This is a genomic window from Mesorhizobium sp. M1428, from assembly GCF_040317515.1.
In the GTDB taxonomy this organism is placed as follows: domain Bacteria; phylum Pseudomonadota; class Alphaproteobacteria; order Rhizobiales; family Rhizobiaceae; genus Mesorhizobium.
Window position 1 is genome coordinate 1 of record NZ_JAMYKT010000023.1, and the last position, 18735, is coordinate 18735.

11 protein-coding genes and 1 pseudogene are annotated in these 18735 nt (G+C 64.8%); 7 read left to right on the top strand and 5 right to left on the bottom strand.

From position 1 onward, the window contains the following. Positions 1–74 precede the first annotated feature (74 nt). Positions 75–656 (bottom strand): annotated as a pseudogene (locus tag NKG60_RS25085) (DMT family transporter); the annotation flags it as partial. Between the two features lie 173 nt (positions 657–829). Here NKG60_RS25085 and NKG60_RS25090 point away from each other — a divergent pair. Beyond that, the gene (locus NKG60_RS25090; RefSeq protein WP_352866832.1) at positions 830–1822 is read left to right on the top strand and encodes an adenosine kinase; all 993 of its coding nucleotides are present in this window, start codon (positions 830–832) and stop codon (positions 1820–1822) included. 158 nt (positions 1823–1980) lie between these two features. On the opposite strand, the gene NKG60_RS25095 is transcribed toward NKG60_RS25090, so the two are convergent. Beyond that, positions 1981–4260 carry an NADP-dependent malic enzyme gene (locus NKG60_RS25095; RefSeq protein ID WP_352866835.1) on the bottom strand — a complete coding sequence of 760 codons (2280 nt, stop codon included), beginning with the start codon at positions 4258–4260 and terminating at the stop codon, positions 1981–1983. A gap of 203 nt (positions 4261–4463) precedes the next feature. Here NKG60_RS25095 and mutS point away from each other — a divergent pair, with 203 nt between their 5' ends. Next, complete coding sequence (mutS, locus tag NKG60_RS25100; RefSeq protein WP_352975882.1) at positions 4464–7115, top strand: DNA mismatch repair protein MutS; 2652 nt, start codon at positions 4464–4466, stop codon at positions 7113–7115. Positions 7116–7342: 227 nt separating this feature from the next. Here the strand turns inward: mutS and NKG60_RS25105 are convergent, their stop codons facing one another. The 3 genes from NKG60_RS25105 to NKG60_RS25115 all read right to left on the bottom strand — a co-directional run bounded on the left by NKG60_RS25105 (position 7343) and on the right by NKG60_RS25115 (position 11209). Then, the gene (locus NKG60_RS25105) at positions 7343–8188 is read right to left on the bottom strand and encodes an aldo/keto reductase (RefSeq protein ID WP_352866838.1); all 846 of its coding nucleotides are present in this window, start codon (positions 8186–8188) and stop codon (positions 7343–7345) included. An 86-nt stretch (positions 8189–8274) separates the two neighbouring features. Beyond that, on the bottom strand, positions 8275–8661 hold the full coding sequence (copM, locus tag NKG60_RS25110; RefSeq protein ID WP_352866840.1) for a CopM family metallochaperone: 387 nt from the start codon (positions 8659–8661) through the stop codon (positions 8275–8277). A 43-nt stretch (positions 8662–8704) separates the two neighbouring features. After that, on the bottom strand, positions 8705–11209 hold the full coding sequence (locus NKG60_RS25115) for a heavy metal translocating P-type ATPase (RefSeq protein WP_352975860.1): 2505 nt from the start codon (positions 11207–11209) through the stop codon (positions 8705–8707). 226 nt (positions 11210–11435) lie between these two features. On the opposite strand from NKG60_RS25115, the gene NKG60_RS25120 reads away from it, so the two are divergent. The 5 genes from NKG60_RS25120 to NKG60_RS25140 all read left to right on the top strand — a co-directional run bounded on the left by NKG60_RS25120 (position 11436) and on the right by NKG60_RS25140 (position 18674). Beyond that, complete coding sequence (locus tag NKG60_RS25120; RefSeq protein ID WP_352866844.1) at positions 11436–14234, top strand: [protein-PII] uridylyltransferase; 2799 nt, start codon at positions 11436–11438, stop codon at positions 14232–14234. A gap of 46 nt (positions 14235–14280) precedes the next feature. Further along, positions 14281–15879: a murein biosynthesis integral membrane protein MurJ gene (murJ, locus tag NKG60_RS25125; RefSeq protein WP_352866847.1), complete on the top strand. Its 1599-nt coding sequence runs from the start codon at positions 14281–14283 to the stop codon at positions 15877–15879. A 283-nt stretch (positions 15880–16162) separates the two neighbouring features. Next, positions 16163–17245 carry a tryptophan--tRNA ligase gene (gene trpS / locus NKG60_RS25130; protein ID WP_352866850.1) on the top strand — a complete coding sequence of 361 codons (1083 nt, stop codon included), beginning with the start codon at positions 16163–16165 and terminating at the stop codon, positions 17243–17245. Positions 17246–17334: 89 nt separating this feature from the next. Beyond that, positions 17335–17826, top strand: coding sequence for a universal stress protein (locus tag NKG60_RS25135; protein ID WP_352469977.1), 492 nt, complete (start codon positions 17335–17337; stop codon positions 17824–17826). 278 nt (positions 17827–18104) lie between these two features. Then, on the top strand, positions 18105–18674 hold the full coding sequence (locus tag NKG60_RS25140; RefSeq protein ID WP_023676386.1) for a NifU family protein: 570 nt from the start codon (positions 18105–18107) through the stop codon (positions 18672–18674). Positions 18675–18735 lie beyond the last annotated feature (61 nt).

Genomic DNA, 18735 nt, shown 5'->3' on the forward strand with positions numbered 1-18735 from the left:
GCCCGCCCAACCCAACGCAAAAGCGTCCCCCCCCGCGGGGCGCCCCATCACACCAACCCGGGGCCGGCCCCCGGGGGGCCCCCCCCCCTCACGCCCCGCCAAAAACCGCCCGCGCCGGCATAGCAGATCGTCGCCGCGACCACAGCAAGTTGCGGCAACAATTGCTGTCCGAGGCCGCCTAGCGCCGGGGCGCCGACAACGAGGCATATGCCGGCTATTCCCGCGGCGACGCCGAACAGCTTGCGCATGGTCGCCGGTTCGTGGCGGGTGATGAGGGCGGTCAGCAAAAAGGTGAAGATCGGCGAGGTCGCATTCAGGATCGTGGCCAGCCCGGCGTCCAGTGAGCGCTCGGCCGAGGCGATCAGCGTGAACGGCACGACGCTGTTGAGGCATGCCTGGAATGCAAACCGGCGCCAGCTTGCGGCATCGCCCGGCAAGGCCAAACCGCGCCAGCGGATCAGGGCAAACAGGATCCCACCCGCGATCAGGGTTCGCGCGGCGATCAGCGTCACCGGCGGGACCGTCGCGACGCCGACCTTGATGAAGCTGTAGGACGCGCCCCACAGCACCGCCAATATGACGAGCAGCACCAGCTCGATCCTGGTGTCGGTTTTCATGGACATGGCCGGCGGGAACCTCTGGGCATCGCTCATCATGCTTGTAAGCCAGGCACGCGGGAAATGCTTCGGCCGCCATCCAACGATGGTCGCGATGCTGACATTCGTCGGATCGCCGCATTGGCGACTAGGCAAAGCCGCATCAAACCGCTAGACCCGCCCGCGCCCGGCGTGGCAGAAAGCCGGTGGTTTTTTGGCGGAGACATGAATTGATGCCGGACTATGACGTGCTTTGTATCGGAAATGCCATCGTCGACATCATCGCCCAGTGCGACGAGGCGTTCCTGGAGACCAACGGCATCATCAAGGGCGCGATGAATTTGATCGACACGCGGCGCGCCGAACTGCTCTACAGCCGCATGGGCCCGGCCATTGAAGCCTCGGGGGGCAGTGCCGGCAACACGGCGGCCGGCGTCGCCTCCTTCGGCGGTCGCGCCGCCTTCTTCGGCAAGGTCTCCAACGACGCGCTCGGCGAAATCTATGCGCATGACATCCATGCCCAGGGCGTCGCCTTCGACACCAGGCCGCTCAACGGCGAACCGCCGACGGCGCGCTCGATGATCTTCGTCACGCCGGACGGCGAGCGCTCGATGAACACCTATCTCGGCGCTTGCATCGAGCTCGGCCCGGAGGACGTCGAGGCCGACAAGGCGTCGGGCGCCGCGGTCACCTATTTCGAGGGCTATCTATGGGACCCGCCGCGCGCCAAGGAAGCGATCCGCCAGACGGCCAAGCTCGCCCACGCCGCCGGGCGCGAAGTGTCGATGACCCTGTCGGACTCGTTCTGTGTCGACCGCTATCGCGACGAGTTCCTCGACCTGATGCGCTCAGGCACCGTCGACATCGTCTTTGCCAATAGCCACGAGATCAAGTCGCTCTACCAGACCGCGTCCTTCGACGAGGCGCTGGCGCAGATCCGCAAGGATTGCAAGATCGCCGCCGTCACTCGGTCGGAAAAGGGCTCGGTCATCGTCCGCGGCGACGAGACCGTCACCATCGAGGCCACCAGGATCCGCGAGCTGGTCGACACGACCGGCGCCGGCGATCTCTACGCCGCCGGCTTCCTCTACGGCTACACGCAAGGCCGCAGCCTGAAGCAGTGCGGCGATCTCGGCTCGCTGGCGGCCGGGCTGGTCATCCAGCAGATCGGCCCAAGGCCACACCAGAATCTGCGCCGCGAGGCCGAGCAGGCAGGATTGCTGTAGCGACACCTCTTCCTTCTCCCCTTGTGGGAGAAGGTGGATCGGCGCGCAGCGCGGAGCGCTGCCGCGCCAAGCGGGAACACCCCTCATCCGACCTCGCTTCGCGAGGCCACCTTCTCCCACAAGGGGAGAAGGGAGAGGCGCTGCTGCTGCCCCGCCGCTCAAGCCCCCGCGCTATACGCCGCAATCGCTGCCATATTGACTATGTCCGAATCCTTGGCGTTCAGCGAGACGATCTGAACCGGCTTGTTCAGGCCGACCAGCAGCGGGCCAATGACGGTCGAGCCGCCGAGCTCCTGCAGCATCTTGGTCGAGATCGAGGCCGAGTGGAAAGCCGGCATGACCAGCACGTTAGCCGGGCCGGTCAGCCTGATGAACGGGTACTGCGCCATGGCGCGGGCGTTGAGCGCCACGTCGGCGGCCATCTCGCCGTCATATTCGAAATCGACGCGGCGCTTGTCGAGGATGCGCACCGCTTCCTGGACGCGCTCGGAGCGCTCGCCCTGCGGATGGCCGAAGGTCGAATAGGCGAGCATGGCAAGCCTCGGCTCGTAGCCCATGCGGCGGGCGAAGCCGGCGGCCTCCTCGGCTATGTCGGCGATCTCGACAGCATTAGGCATATCGTGCACGGCGGTGTCGGCGACAAGCACGGTGCGACCCCGCGCCAGCACGATCGACACGCCGATGACGCAGTGGCCGGGCCTTGCGTCGATGACGCGGCGGATGTCGTCGAGCGCCGTCGAATAGTTGCGGGTAACGCCGGTGACGATGCCGTCGGCATCGCCCAGCGCCACCATGCAGGCGGCGAAATGGTTGCGGTCGTTGTTGATCAGCCGCTGGCAGTCGCGGAACAGGAAGCCTTTGCGCTGCATGCGCTCGTAGAGATAGTCGGTGTAGACGGAGTTGCGCCGCGACAGCCGCGCATTGATGATCTCGAGGCCTTGCTTGCCGAGGTCGATGCCGGCGTTCCTGGCGTTTTCCTTGATGATGTCGTCGCGGCCGAGCAGGATGGCGGTGCCGAGCCGCTGGTTCACATAAGAGACGGCGGCGCGCATCACCTGCTCCTCCTCGCCCTCGGCAAAGACGATGCGCTTGGGCTGGCGGCGGACGCGGTCGTAGATGCGCTGCAGCGTCGAGGCGATCGGGTCGCGGCGGGCGGAAAGCTCCTGCGCGTAGCGGTCGAGATCGAGGATCGGCTTGCGGGCGACGCCGGAGTCCATCGCCGCCTTGGCGACCGCGATCGGGATCGCCGATATCAGCCGCGGATCGAACGGCACCGGGATAATGTAGTTGGGGCCGAATTTCGGCCGGTTTCCCTGGTAGGCGGCGGCGACGTCGTCGGGCACGTCCTGGCGCGCCAGTTCCGCCAGCGCCCGGGCGGCGGCGATCTTCATGTCGTCGTTGATGGTGGTCGCCCGCACGTCGAGCGCGCCGCGGAAAATGTAGGGGAAGCCAAGCACGTTGTTGACCTGGTTGGGATAGTCGGACCGTCCGGTCGCCATGATGGCGTCGGTGCGGATCTCGGCGACTTCTTCCGGCGTGATTTCGGGGTCGGGATTGGCCATGGCGAAGATGATCGGGTTCTTGGCCATCGACTGCACCATCTTGGTGGTCAGCGTGCCCTTGGCCGAGAGGCCGAGGAACACGTCGGCGCCGTCCAGCGCCTCGGCCAGCGAACGCGCGCCGGTTTTCACGGCGTGCGCCGATTTCCACTGGTTCATGCCTTCGGTGCGGCCCTGGAAGACCACGCCCTTTGTGTCGCACAGGATGATATTTTCTGGCGCAAAGCCCATCGCCTTCATCAATTCGATGCAGGCGATGCCGGCAGCACCCGCGCCGTTGCAGACCATCTTGGTGGTCTTCATGTCGCGGCCGGTGACCTCCAGCGCATTGATCAGGCCGGCGGCCGAAATGATGGCGGTGCCGTGCTGGTCGTCATGGAAGACCGGTATGTCCATCAGCTCGCGCAGCCGCTGCTCGATGATGAAGCATTCCGGCGCCTTGATGTCCTCGAGGTTGATGCCGCCGAACGAGGGCCCAAGGAAGCGCACGCAGTTGATGAATTCGTCGGCATCCTCGGTGTCGACCTCGAGGTCGATGGAATCGACATCGGCGAAGCGCTTGAACAGCACCGCCTTGCCTTCCATCACCGGCTTCGAGGCCAGCGCGCCGAGATTGCCGAGGCCGAGGATGGCGGTGCCGTTGGAGATGACGGCGACCATGTTGCCGCGAACCGTGTAGTCGAAGGCGCGGCTCGGGTCCTCGGCGATGGCGAGAACCGGAACGGCGACGCCCGGCGAATAGGCAAGGCTGAGATCGCGCTGGGTCGCCATTGGTTTTGTGGCGACGATCTCCAGCTTGCCCGGACGCCCCATGGCATGGAATTCCAACGCCTCCTGGGCGCTGACGGAGGGCCCGTTGCTTTCGGTTTTCTTGGCCATGGTACTTTTGGTTTCCTCGCCCGTACGGCACCGCTTGCGATAGGTGCGCATGCTTTCTTTTGTGGAAGGTTCGGGATTAAGGCTACACTTCGCCGCTGTAAACCGCCAAGCATGGCTTGCAAAATTTTGGAAGCAGCTTCTTGAACGACGAGACGCCCATTCGAAGCGACAACGCCACGCCGGCCTTCGCGCCGGCGACGCCGATGATGGAGCAGTATATCGAGATCAAGGCAGCGAACCCGGATTCGCTGCTGTTCTACCGCATGGGCGATTTCTACGAGCTGTTCTTCGACGATGCCGAGAAGGCGAGCCGGGCACTCGGCATCGTGCTCACCAAGCGCGGCAAGCACCAGGGGCTCGACATCCCGATGTGCGGCGTGCCGGTGCATGCCGCCGACGATTATCTGCAGAAGCTGATCGGCCAGGGGTTCCGCGTCGCCGTCTGCGAGCAGATCGAGGATCCGGCCGAGGCGAAGAAGCGCGGCGGCAAATCGGTGGTGCGCCGCGACGTCGTCCGGCTGGTGACGCCAGGCACCATCACCGAGGACAAACTGCTGGCGCCGTCGGAATCGAGTTTTCTGATGGCGCTGGGACGGGTCAAGGGCGGCAGCAGTGATCACGCTTTCGCCTTGGCCTGGATCGAGATCTCGACCGGTGTCTTCCGCGTCGCCGAAACCACCGCCGACCGGCTGCTCGCCGATCTCTTCCGTGTCGACCCGCGCGAGCTTATCGTCGCCGAGCCGGTGTTTTACGACCCGGAGCTGAAACCGGTATTTGACGTGCTCGGCCGCGTCGCCAGCCCGCAGCCGCCGTCGCTGTTCGATTCGGCATCCGCTGCCGGCCGTATCGCCCGCTTCTTCGAGGTGGCGACGCCTGACAGTTTCGGCACATTTTCGCGCGCCGAGCTGTCGGCGATCTCAGGCGTCATCGCCTATGTCGAGAAGACGCAGAAAGCCGAGCGGCCGCCGCTGTCGCGGCCGCAGCGCGAGGAGCAGGGTTCGACCCTGTTCATCGACCCGGCGACGCGCGCCAATCTGGAGCTGCTGCGCACGCTGTCCGGCAGCCGCGACGGGTCGCTGTTCAAGGCGATCGACCGCACGGTGACCGGTGGCGGCGCAAGGCTGCTCGCCGACCGGCTGATGGCGCCGCTGACCGACCCGGCGGCAATCGCAGCAAGGCTGGACTCGGTGTCGTTCTTCCGCTCCGAGACGCGCCTCTGCCAGGCGGTGCGGGCAAGCCTGAAGAGCGTCGCCGACATGCCGCGCGCGCTGTCCAGGCTGGCGCTCAACCGCGGCGGCCCGCGCGACCTCGGCGCGCTGCGCGCCGGTTTCGAAGCGGCCGGCGCCATCGCCGAACTGTTCGGGCAAACCGCCTTGCCGGGCGAACTGACCGCGGCGTTGGGAGCTATCAAGGCACTGCCCGGTGAGCTGGCGACGCATCTGGCACAGGCGCTCGGCGACGAGCTGCCGTTGCTCAAGCGCGACGGCGGCTTCGTCCGTTCCGGCTACCACGCCGAACTCGACGAGATGCGGGCGTTGCGTGACGAGTCGCGAAAGGTCATCGCCGGGCTGGAACGCTCGCTGATCGACGAGACCGGCATTCGCTCGCTGAAGATCAGGCACAACAATGTGCTCGGCTACTATATCGAAGTCACCGCCAATCACCATGCGCTGATGACCGGCAGCGACGGCGCCAAGGCGCGCTTCATCCATCGCCAGACGATGGCCAACGCCATGCGCTTCACCACCACGGGACTCGCAGAACTGGAAACCAAGATCGCCAACGCCGCCGACCGGGCGCTGGCGATCGAGCTTGCCGCCTTCGAGGCGCTGACGGCCGAAGTCGTCGGCCAGGCCGACAGGATCCGCGCCGGCGCCGAAGCGCTCGCCGTGCTCGACGTTTCGGCCGCACTTGCCCTGCTTTCCGAAAGCGAGGCCTGGTGCCGCCCCCTGGTCGATGCCAGCCTTGCCTTCGAGATTGCCGGTGGACGCCATCCGGTGGTCGAACAGGCGCTGCGGCGTTCCGGCGAAGGCCCGTTCGTCGCCAATGATTGCGATCTGTCGCCGCAAGGCGATGCTAAGGCCGGCGCGATCTGGCTGCTGACCGGTCCCAATATGGGCGGCAAATCCACCTTCCTCAGGCAAAACGCGCTGATTGCCATCCTTGCCCAGACCGGCTCCTTCGTGCCGGCGGCATCAGCCCATATCGGCGTCGTCGACCGGCTGTTTTCGCGGGTCGGCGCCTCCGACGACCTGGCGCGCGGTCGCTCGACCTTCATGGTCGAGATGGTCGAGACGGCGGCGATCCTCAACCAGGCCGGCGAACGCGCACTGGTCATCCTCGACGAGATCGGCCGCGGCACCGCCACCTTCGACGGCCTGTCGATCGCCTGGGCGGCGGTCGAATATTTGCACGAGAAAAACCGCTGCCGGGCGATCTTCGCCACGCATTTCCACGAGATGACGGCGCTCGCCGGAAAACTGCCGCGGCTCTCCAACGTCACCATGCGGGTCAAGGAATGGGAAGGCGACGTGGTCTTCCTGCACGAGGTCGGCAAGGGTGCCGCCGACCGTTCCTACGGCGTCCAGGTGGCGCGGCTGGCCGGCCTGCCGGAAGCCGTCGTCGGCCGGGCCAAGGAAGTGCTGCACCAGCTCGAAGCCGGCGAGGTTTCGGGCAAGGCCAACCGCCTGGTCGACGACCTGCCGCTGTTTTCCGTGGCGGCGCAGCGGGAAGCGTCGAAGCCGGCGAAGAGTGATGGGCTGGGCGCGGCGCTAGCGGAGATCAATCCCGACGAGATGACGCCACGCGAGGCGCTGGAGGCGCTGTACCGGCTGAGGGGGATGGCTGGGAAGTAGTCTCGGCTATTGTTCGTCTGATGGCGTTGCTTCACACCCCCCTCTGTCCTGCCGGACATCTCCCCCGCAAGGGGGGAGATCGGATGTCATGACTGCCTTCGCTAGCTTCCAACGCCGAAGAAGACGTGCTGTCGATCAAGCTGCCAATCTCCCCCCTTGCGGGGGAGATGTCCGGCAGGACAGAGGGGGGTGTGAAGGAACGCAACCTCAGTTTCTGGTCCTCCCCCTCAAATCATCGCCAAACCACGCTTCCGCCTCGGCGGTTGGAAGGCGCGGTCAATTTCGGCGAAATCTCCGCTCGTGAGCTCGATGTCCAACGCCGCGACATTCTGCCGGATATGCTCCGGGCGGCTAGCTTTGGGAATGGCGATCACCCCGTCCTGTGCCATCACCCAGGCCAGCGCGATCTGCGCCGGCGTCGCACCGTGGCGATCGGCGATGGCATCTAACCTGGCGTTGCGCGCCAATACCCCCTGATCGACCGGCGAATAGGCCATCAGCGGCATGCCGCGTTGCCGGCTCCACGGGGCGAGGTCGAACTCGACGCCGCGCTGCGACAGATTGTAGAGCACCTGGTTGGTCTGGACATTGCCGCCGGCCGGCAACCGGACCAGCTCCTCCATCTCGCCGGTATCGAAATTGCTGACGCCCCAGTGGCGGATCTTGCCGGCTGCCTTCAACGCTTCGAATGCCTCTACCGTTTCCATCAAAGGCACGCTGCCCGGCCAATGCAGCAGATAAAGATCGATGCGGTCGGTGGCGAGATGCCTCAGGCTGTTCTCGCAGGCCCGTTTCACGCCGGTGCGCGAGGCATTGGACGGCAGCACTTTGGAGACCAGGAAAACCTCGTCGCGGCGCCCGGCGATGGCCTCCGCCACCACCTCCTCGGCGCCGCCGCTGGCATACATTTCGGCGGTGTCGATCAGCGTCATGCCGAGATCCAGCCCGAGTTTCAGGGCATTGGCCTCGTCGCCACGGCGGCGGCGGTCTTCGCCCATCTTCCAGGTGCCCTGGCCGAGCACCGGCACGGCTTCGCCGCACGGCAGGGTGGTCGTTCGTATCGTCGATGGCATGGCATGCTCCAGTTAGGCGACATCATAGCCGCCAAAGCGAATCCAGGTGAAGCCTCTTCCCCGGATTCGCTCTGATAGCGTGACGCCTACTTCACCGGATGGGCGGCGAGCCAATCCTGCATCTGCTTGATCTCGGCTTGCTGCGCGGCAATCACCGCTTCGGCCAGCTTGCGCATTTCCGGATCCTTGCCATTGGCGAGCTCGATCTTGGCCATGTCGATGGCCGCCTGGTGATGCGGGATCATGCCGCGGGCGAAATCGACATCGGCATTGCCGGAATATTCGATCGCCATCATGTCGGTATGCATCTTGTCCATCGCCGCCTTGTAGCCCTCGGTCGAGGGGCTCTGCGCGCCCATTGCGCCCATGTCGTGCTTCATCTCCTCGGCTTGTGCCGGAACGCTTTCGAGGAAAACAGCAAGCAGCATTCCCGCCGCCATCATCAAAAGCACGATCTTCTTGGCCAAGGTCATTCATTGTCTCCTTTTTCGAACAGGGTCTATCTGGAAGTTTTACTCAGAGTTTCAACGTCCTGAGCCGCAATGCGTTGGCTATCACCGAAACCGAAGACAGGCTCATCGCCGCTGCCGCGATCATCGGCGACAACAGCGTGCCGGTGAGCGGATAAAGCACGCCGGCAGCTACCGGCACGCCAAGCACATTGTAGAGGAAAGCGAAAAACAGGTTCTGGCGGATGTTGCGGATCGTCGCGCGGGCCAGCATTCGGGCCCTGACGATGCCGTTGAGATCGCCCTTGACCAGCGTAATTCCCGCACTTTCGACCGCAACATCGGCGCCTGTGCCCATGGCGATGCCGACATCGGCGGCGGCAAGTGCGGGCGCATCGTTGACTCCATCGCCGGCCATGGCGACGCCGGCACCGCTGGCGCGCAACTCCTCGACCAGCGCGTTCTTCTGTTCGGGCAAGAGCCCTGCACGCACCGCGTCGATGCCGAGCTTGGCTGCGATGGCCTTGGCGGTGCGCTCGTTATCACCGGTCGCCATGACGATCTTCAGCCCACTGTCATGCAGCGCCTTGATCGCCTCGGCGGTGGTCGCCTTGATCGGGTCGGCAACGGCAACGAGACCGGCGAGCTTGCCTGCGACAGCGGCGAACATCACGGTCTTGCCGTCGGCCTGCAGCGCCTCGGCGCTGGCCAGGACCGAAGCCGTATCGATGCCGAGATCGGCTATCATCGCGGCATTGCCGAGCGCCACCTTCTGTCCGGAAACCGTGCCGGAAACCCCCTTGCCGGTAACCGCCTCGAAACCGCTCGCGTCCGGGACTTTGACGCCGCGTTCGCGGGCGCCTTCGACGATCGCCTCGGCCAGCGGATGCTCGGAGCCTTTTTCCAGACCGGCGGCGAGCGCCAGCAGCTCGTCCTGTGCCATGCCTTCGACGGCAATGACGTCGGTCAGCCGCGGCCGGCCTTCGGTCAGCGTTCCCGTCTTGTCGACGATCAGCGTGTCGACCGAGGCAAAGCGCTCAAGCGCCGCCGCTTCCTTGATCAGCACGCCGGCATGCGCGCCGCGCCCGGTGGCGGTCATGATCGACATTGGCGTCGCAAGGCCGAGCGCACACGGACAGGCGATAATCAGCACCGAGACCGCCGAGACGATGGCAAAGACCAGGCTGGGTTCCGGTCCGACGATCGCCCAGGCGATAAACGCAATGATGGCAACCAGCACGACGGCCGGGACGAAGTAGAACGAGACGCGGTCGGCCAGCCCCTGGATCGGCGCGCGCGAACGCTGCGCCTTGGCGACCAGCTCGACGATGCGCGCCAGCGTCGTCTCGGCGCCGATCTTTTCGGCGCGCATGATCAGCGAGCCGTTCTTGTTGAGCGTGCCGCCGGTGAGGTTGTCGCCTTCGGTCTTTTCGACCGGCAGCGGCTCGCCCGTGATCATCGATTCGTCGATGGAAGAACGCCCTTCGAGCACAATGCCGTCGACCGGCACGGCATCGCCAGGCCGGACGCGCAAGCGGTCACCGGCCTTGACGGTTTCGAGCGGCACGTCGTTTTCGGAACCGTCCGAGCCGATCAGCCGCGCCGTCTTCGGCGCCAGGTCGAGCAGCGCACGGATCGCCGAGCCGGTTTTCTCGCGGGCGCGCAATTCCAGCACCTGGCCGAGGAACACCAGCGCGACGATTACCGCCGCCGCCTCGAAATAGACCGGCACGGTGCCGTCATGGCCGCGGAACTGGTGTGGAAAGAGGCCTGGAAACAGTGTGGCGACGACGCTGTAGAGATAGGCGGCACCGACGCCGAGCGAAATCAGCGTCCACATGTTGGGGCTGCGATTGCGGATCGAATCCCAGCCGCGCTGGAAGAACGGGAATGCCGCCCACAGCACCACGGGGCTGGCCAGCGCCAGTTCCAGCCAGACCTTCGCACGGTCGTCGATGAAGGCCTGGAACGTCAGGCCGAGCATCGGCGCCATGGCGATGACCAGCAATGGGACGGACAGCACCGCGCTCACCCAGAAGCGCCTGGTGAAGTCGACCAGTTCGGGGTTCGGTCCCTCGTCGCCGGTCGGCACCCCCATCGGCTCCAGTGCCATGCCGCAGATCGGGCAGGAGCCGGGCTTGTCGCGGATGATTTCGGGATGCATCGGGCAGGTGTATTGCGTGCCTTTCGGCATCGCCTGCGGCGCCGGCCTGTCGCCGAGATATTTTGCCGGCTCGGCCTCGAACTTCGCCTGGCAACCGGCGGAGCAGAAATAGAAGCCTTGGCCCTCGTGCCGCAAGAAGTGCCTGGCCGTGGCGCGGTCGACGCTCATGCCGCAGACGGGATCGGTTGCGGTCAGATATTTCTGGGGTTCGGCGACGAATTTCGAACGGCAGCTTTCACTGCAGAAATGATAGCGATGGCCGCCATGCTCGGCCGTCGGCTTGCCGGCGGCCGGATCGACGGTCATGCCGCAGACCGGATCGCGGACGACGGCGTCTGCAGCAGAGGAGGCGCCCTTTGCCGAGCAGCAATTGCCATGGGCGTGATGATGGTGATCGGAATGCGTCATGCCGAAAGCCCCTGTATTTCGATGTTGGGGCGGAGGTAGTGCTTCCAGTAACTGGAAGGTCAAGGGCTGTTTTCTATTTTTCGCGCCTAAGCCCTAGCCGAACCGACCGCGGGCGCGAGATGATCGTCCTGTCGGCGGCCGTGGAGAACGCGTCCGTCCGCCCCATACCCAGCGCCGCGAAAACGCGCTATAGACGCCGCCGAAACGGCGAGGCCGAACGGCATTCATGGCAAGAATATCCCTGAAGCTCGAGGAACTAATCGACGGCGAAGCCTTGCGCCGCGAGATGACCGAACTGACCGCGGCCACGGCAGGCGATGGTTCGGGCAAGGCCGCGCGCAGCGGCGTTCTCAAGCTGCTCAAAAGCCGGCTCGCCGACGGCCGCGCGATCGCCGAACGCATGCTGATGGACGACGGCAGCGGCACCGCCTGCGCCGCCCGGCTGTCGCATCTGATGGATGAGATCATCCGCGCGCTCTACGATTTCGCTGCCACCCATGTCTATCGAGTCAAAAACCCGTCATCGGCCGAGCGCATGGCGGTCGTCGCCGTCGGTGGCTATGGCCGCGGCACGCTGGCGCCGGGGTCCGACATCGACCTGCTGTTCCTGCTGCCCTACAAGCAGACGCCATGGGGCGAGCAGATCGTCGAATATATGCTCTACATGCTGTGGGACCTCGGCCTGAAGGTCGGCCACGCCACCCGCAACATCGACGAATGCCTCAGGCTGTCGCGCACCGACATCACCATCCGCACCTCGATCCTGGAGGCGCGCTTCCTTTGGGGCGAGCAAAAGCTCTATGACGAGCTTCTGCAGCGCTTCGACCACGAGGTGGTGCGCACCACCGGGCCCGAATATGTCCAGGCCAAGCTCGCCGAACGCGACGAGCGTCACGCCAAGGCCGGCGAGAGCCGCTACCTGGTCGAGCCCAACGTCAAGGACGGCAAAGGCGGCCTGCGCGACCTGCAGACGCTGTTCTGGATCGCCAAATATTTCTACCGGGTGCGCACCGGCGAGGAACTGATCGACAAGGGCGTCTTTACCGACGCCGAATACCGGGAATTCCAGAAGGCCGAGGACTTCCTGTGGGCGGTGCGCTGCCACATGCATTTCCTCACCGGCAAGGCCGAGGAGCGGCTGCATTTCGACATCCAGCGCGATATCGCCGAGCGGCTCGGCTACACCACCCATCCCGGCCTGTCGGCGGTCGAACGCTTCATGAAGCACTACTTCCTCGTCGCCAAGGACGTCGGTGACCTGACCCGCATTTTCTGCGCCGCGCTCGAGGAGGAGCAGGCCAAGCATGTGCCGGGCTTCAACCGCATCTTTCTCACCTTTTCGCGACGCAAGCGCAAGCTCGCCGGCACGGCCGATTTCATCGTCGACAACCACCGCATCAACATTGCCGATGACGAGGTGTTCGAACGCGACCCAGTCAATCTCCTCAGGCTGTTCTGGTTCGCCGACAAGCACGGCCTGGAATTCCACCCCGATGCGCTGAAGCTTCTGACCCGCTCGCTCGGCCTCGTCGGCAAGGCGCTCAGGCGCGACGAAGAGGCCAACCGGCTGTTCCTCGATATCTTGACCTCGGACCGCAACGCCGAGCTCAATTTGCGGCGCATGAACGAGGCCGGACTGCTGGCCAAGCTGATCCCGGATTTCGGCAAGATCGTCGCCATGATGCAGTTCTCGATGTACCACCACTACACGGTGGACGAGCACCTGATCCGCTGCATCGGCGTGCTGGCCGAGATCGAACGCGGCGACGGCGAAAAGGTCCATCCGCTTTCCCACTCGCTGATGCCGGGGCTGAAGAAGAGCCGCGAGGCGCTCTATGTCGCCGTGCTGCTGCACGACATCGCCAAGGGCAGGCCGGAAGACCATTCGCAAGCCGGCGCCAGGATCGCCCGGCGCATCTGCCCGCATATGGGGCTCTCGCCGGCTGACACCGAAACGGTCGCCTGGCTGGTCGAGAACCACCTCGTCATGTCGATGACGGCACAGACCCGCGATCTCAACGACCGCAAGACGATCGAGGATTTTGCCGCCATTGTGCAGTCGGTGGAGCGGCTGAAGATGCTGCTTGTGCTTACCGTCTGCGATATCCGCGGTGTCGGGCCTGGGGTCTGGAACGGCTGGAAAGGCCAGCTGCTGCGCACGCTCTACTACGAGACCGAGCTTTTGTTGACCGGCGGGTTTTCGGAGGTGTCGCGCGCCAAGCGGACGGCGGCGGCGCGCGAGCAACTGGCCGAGGCGCTTGCCGACTGGCCGGAAAAGGCCCGCAAGCGTTATGTCGGCCAGCACTACGAGAATTATCTGCTGGCGGTCGATCTTCCCGACCAGGTGCGCCATGCCGAATTCATCCGCGAGGCCGATCACGCCGGCAAGAAGCTCGCCACAATGGTGAAAACCCACCAGTTCGAGGCGGTGACCGAGATCACCGTGCTGGCGCAGGACCATCCGCGCCTGCTTTCGGTGATTGCCGGCGCCTGTGCGGCGGCCGGCGGCAACATCGTCGACGCGCAGATCTTCACCACCTCGGATGGTCGGGCGCTCGACACCATCCTGATCTCGAGGGAGTTCGACCGCGACGAGGACGAGCGCCGCCGCGCCGAGCGTGTCGGCCGACTGATCGAGGATGTGCTGTCGGGCAAGAGCTGGCTGCCCGAAATGATCGAGAAGCGCACCAAGCCACGGCGCGGCGCCAAGGTTTTCCGTATCCCGCCACGCGCCGAGATCCGCAACACGCTGTCGAACCGTTTCTCGGTGATCGAGGTCGAGGGGCTGGACAGGCCGGGCCTTCTGTCGGAGATCACCGGCATGTTGTCGGACCTGTCGCTCGACATCGCCTCGGCCCACATCACCACCTTCGGCGAAAAGGTCATCGACACATTCTACGTCACCGATCTCACCGGCCAGAAGATCGACAGCCCGTCGCGCACCGCGACTATCCGCAACAGGCTGATCGCGGTGCTCGATGGCACGGCGTCCGAGCGCGGCAAGACCAAAACGGCCGCCGAGTGACTGTTACCTTCCATTTGCCCCAATCGCACAGGCAGTCTTCAAGCGCATGAGCCTTGTCAAGAAATTCGCCACGGTCGCTTCCGGCACGCTGATGAGCCGCGCCCTCGGTTTCGGCCGCGAGATGCTGATGGCTGCCGCACTCGGCACCGGGCCGATCGCCGACGCCTTCAACGCCGCCTTCCAGTTCCCCAACACCTTTCGCCGGCTGTTCGCCGAAGGCGCCTTCAATGCCGCCTTCGTGCCGCTGTTCGCCAAGGAGATCGAGACGCACGGCACCGACGGCGCCAAGCGCTTTTCCGAAGAGGTGTTCGGCGTCCTGTTCACGGCGCTTCTGGCGCTGACCATCGCCATGGAACTGGCGATGCCGCTGATCGTGCGCTACCTGGTGGCGCCGGGCTTTGCCGACACGCCGGGAAAATTCGAGACGACGGTGGCACTGGCGACCGTCATGTTCCCCTACCTGATCTGCATGTCGCTCAGCGCCATGATGGCCGGCATGCTGAATTCGCTGCGCCGCTATTTCGCTGCCGCGGTGGCGCCGGTGTTCCTCAACGTCATCCTCATCGCCGTGCTTGCCTATGCCTGGTACAAGGGTTCGGATGCCCGCACCGTCGGTTTCGGTCTGGCCTGGGGCGTGCTGGCGGCCGGCCTGGTGCAGCTGGCGATCGTGTGGGCGGCGGTGCGCCATGCCGGCATTTCGATAGGCTTCCGGCGGCCGAAGATGACGCCGAACGTCAAGCGGCTGCTGATCCTGGCGCTGCCGGCGGCGATCACCGGCGGCATCACCCAGATCAACCAGCTGATCGGTACGGCGATCGCGTCGGCGCAGGACAGCGCGGTGTCGTCGCTGGCCTATGCCGACCGCGTCTACCAGCTGCCGTTGGGCGTCGTCGGCGTCGCCGTCGCCATCGTGCTTCTGCCGGAACTGTCGCGGGCGCTGAAATCGGGCAATCTGGTCGAGGCCGCCAATCTGCAGAACCGCTCGGTCGAGTTCACTTTGTTCATGACCTTGCCGGCGGCCGCCGCACTGCTGGTCATGTCCGAGCCGATCGTGCGGCTGGTCTATGAGCGCGGCGCCTTTGCCGCCAACAATTCGACGCCGACGGTCGCGGCAATCCTGGCGATCTTCGGCCTCGGCCTGCCGGCCTTCGTGCTGATCAAGGCGTTCACCCCTGGTTATTTCGCCCGCGAGGACACGCGCACGCCGATGATTTTCGCCGCCATCTCGGTGGCGATTAACATTACGACGGCACTGACGCTGTTTCCGACGATGGGCGCGCCCGGCATTGCCGTTGCCTCCGCCGTCGCCGGCTGGGTCAATGCGGCGATGCTGCTCGCCGTGCTGATCCGGCGCGGCCATTGGGGCCGCGACGTGCCGCTCATGAAACGCATCCCGCGGCTGGTGCTGTCGGCGGCGGTGATGGCGGCGGCGCTCTATTTTGCCGAACACTGGTTCGCCGCAAGGCTGGCTTCCGGCTCGCCTCTGGTGATCAAGGCGGTAACCCTGCTTGCGCTCGTCGCCGGCGGGGCGCTGCTCTACTTCGTCACCGCCTTCGCCATCGGCGGCGCAGATTTCGGCATGATCCGCCGCAATATCGGCCGGAAGGGATCCCAGCCGGTCAAGGAGCAATCTCCGGATTCATGAGGCGGAAAATTCGTCAGCGCCAATTTTGTTCTTGCTTTGTGCCGGCAGCTATGCTACTAATTTCGGTATGGTGCTAATTGGCTCCAGCGACCCGCCCGCCGAGGCGGGTTTTTGTTTCTGGTCGGCGCCATCCCCTCAAACAGCCTTCTGTTCGGCCAAGGCCAAAGCCCTGCGCGCCCTGGCCAACGCCCCTCTTGATCGTCTCCTCGCTCTCGTCCATAAGCGCGCCGTCGCAAGACTTTCGCCGCGCGCGAAACGGCCCTCCACAAGCCAGGGAAACACCATGACCGACCTCAACCAGTCCCCCTTCAAGCCGCTCGTCTTTTCCGGCGTTCAGCCAACCGGCAATCTGCATCTCGGCAACTATCTCGGCGCCATCAAGAAATTCGTCGCCCTGCAGGACACCTCCGACTGCATCTATTGCGTCGTCGACCTGCATTCGCTGACCGCACAGCTCGTCCATGAGGATCTTCAGGACCAGACGCGTTCGATCACCGCGGCGTTTCTCGCCTCGGGCATCGATCCGACCAAGCACATCGTCTTCAACCAGTCACGGGTGATGCAGCACGCCGAGCTTGCCTGGATCTTCAACTGCGTGGCGCGCATCGGCTGGATGAACCGCATGACGCAGTTCAAGGACAAGGCCGGCAAGGACCGCGAGAACGCCTCGCTCGGCCTGCTCGCCTATCCCTCCCTGATGGCCGCCGACATCCTCGTCTACCGCGCCACCCATGTGCCGGTCGGCGACGACCAGAAGCAGCATCTGGAACTGACCCGCGACATTGCGCAGAAATTCAACAACGACTTTTCGGACCGCATCGCATCGCTTGGCGTCGGCGTCGAGATGCAGGTCGGCGAGGAGACGGTGAACGGCTATTTCCCGCTGACCGAGCCGGTCATCGGCGGCCCAGCGGCGCGCATCATGTCGCTGCGCGACGGTTCGAAGAAGATGTCGAAGTCCGACCCGTCGGACCTGTCGCGCATCAATCTGACCGACGATGCCGATGCCATTTCGAAGAAGATCCGCAAGGCCAAGACCGATCCGGAGGCTTTGCCCGGCGAACTGGACGGGCTTGCCGGCCGGCCGGAAGCGGAAAACCTCGTCGGCATCTATGCCGGCCTCGCCGAAATATCGAAAGAGGCGGTGCTGACGGAATATGGCGGCCAGCAGTTTTCGGTGTTCAAGCCGGCACTGGCCGACCTTGCGGTGGAAAAGCTGGCGCCGATCGCCGGCGAGATGCGCCGCATCTCCGGCGACCGCGCCTATGTCGACGCGGTGCTGCGGGATGGCGGCGAGCGTGCCGGCGCATTGGCCGAAGCGACGATGAAGACCGTGCGCGACATTATCGGTCTGCTGCAGGGCTGAGCTGCACCAATATCGCCACAGCCGCCGGTCGCTTGCGGGCGGGCTGTGGCGGTGGCAGATTGCGACCGAAACCATCGAACAGGGTGAATATGGTCTCCAAACGCCTCAGCCGCGAAGCCGGTCATCGCCGCAAGTTCCTGGCGATCATCGACGACACGCCCGAATGCGAGCGCGCCGTCGCCTACGCCTCGAAGCGGGCGCAAAGCACGGGCGGCGTGCTGGTGCTGCTCTATGTCATCGAGCCGGATGATTTCCAGCACTGGCTGGGCGTCGAGAAGATCATGCGCGAGGAGGCGAACGCCACGGCGCGCGCCGCACTGGACAGCTACGCCAACAAGGTGCGCCAGAAGCTCGGCATCGAGCCGGAGCTGGTGGTTCGCGAGGGCAAGCCGACCGAAGAGATCCACAAGCTGATCGAGGAAGACCAGGACATCGCCATCCTGGTGCTGGCGGCAGGCGCCGGCAAGGAAGGACCCGGGCCGCTGGTCGGCGCGGTCGCCGGCAAGGGCGCCGCCTTTCCCATCCCGGTCACGGTGGTGCCGCAGAACCTGTCGGACGAGGAGATCGACAGCCTCGCCTGAGATGCGCTGATATTCAGGTGAGGCCGGCCTGCAAATGGCGGCTTCCTCCGCTTCCGGTGCTCACGTACCCAAAAGTACGCTCCGCTCCGGTTCTCGGAACCCACCATTTTCGACTCGGCCTGACCTGAATCTCAACACATCTCCAATCGTTTCAGCGAGTTAGCAAAACATTCCGCCCGCCAGCCGTTCCCGCGATGCCTTTCGCTTGAATGTCGGGCGGATAAAGCCTAATTAGAATTATTCCAAACTAGCTGCCCGAAACGGGCACGGAGACGGCCATGTTCATCCAGACCGAGTCGACGCCAAACCCGGCGACGCTGAAATTCCTGCCCGGCAAGGAAGTGCTGCAAGAAGGCACCGCCGATTTCCGCGATGCCGACAGTGCCGCGACGGCTTCGCCGCTGGCCGGCCGGCTGTTCGAGATCCCCGGCGTCACCGGCGTCTTCTTCGGCTACGATTTCATCACCGTGACCAAGGACGGCCCCGACTGGCAGCATCTGAAGCCGGCTATCCTCGGCGCCATCATGGAGCATTTCATGTCCGGTGCCCCGGTGATGGCCAAAGCCGGCCCCGCCGCCGAGACCAGCCAGACCGGCGAATTCTACGACAAGGCCGACGAGGAGCTGGTCGTCACCATCAAGGAGTTGCTCGATACGCGGGTGCGCCCGGCGGTGGCCCAGGACGGCGGCGACATCACTTTCCGCGGTTTCGAGAACGGCACAGTGTTCCTGCACATGAAGGGCGCCTGCGCCGGCTGCCCGTCGTCGACCGCGACGCTGAAGCACGGTATCCAGAACCTGCTCCGACACTTTGTGCCGGAAGTGCAGCATGTCGAACAGGTCTCCTGACGCGCCGTTTCTTCGTCAACATCGATAGACAACAAAAAACCGGGCCAAAGTGCCCGGTTTT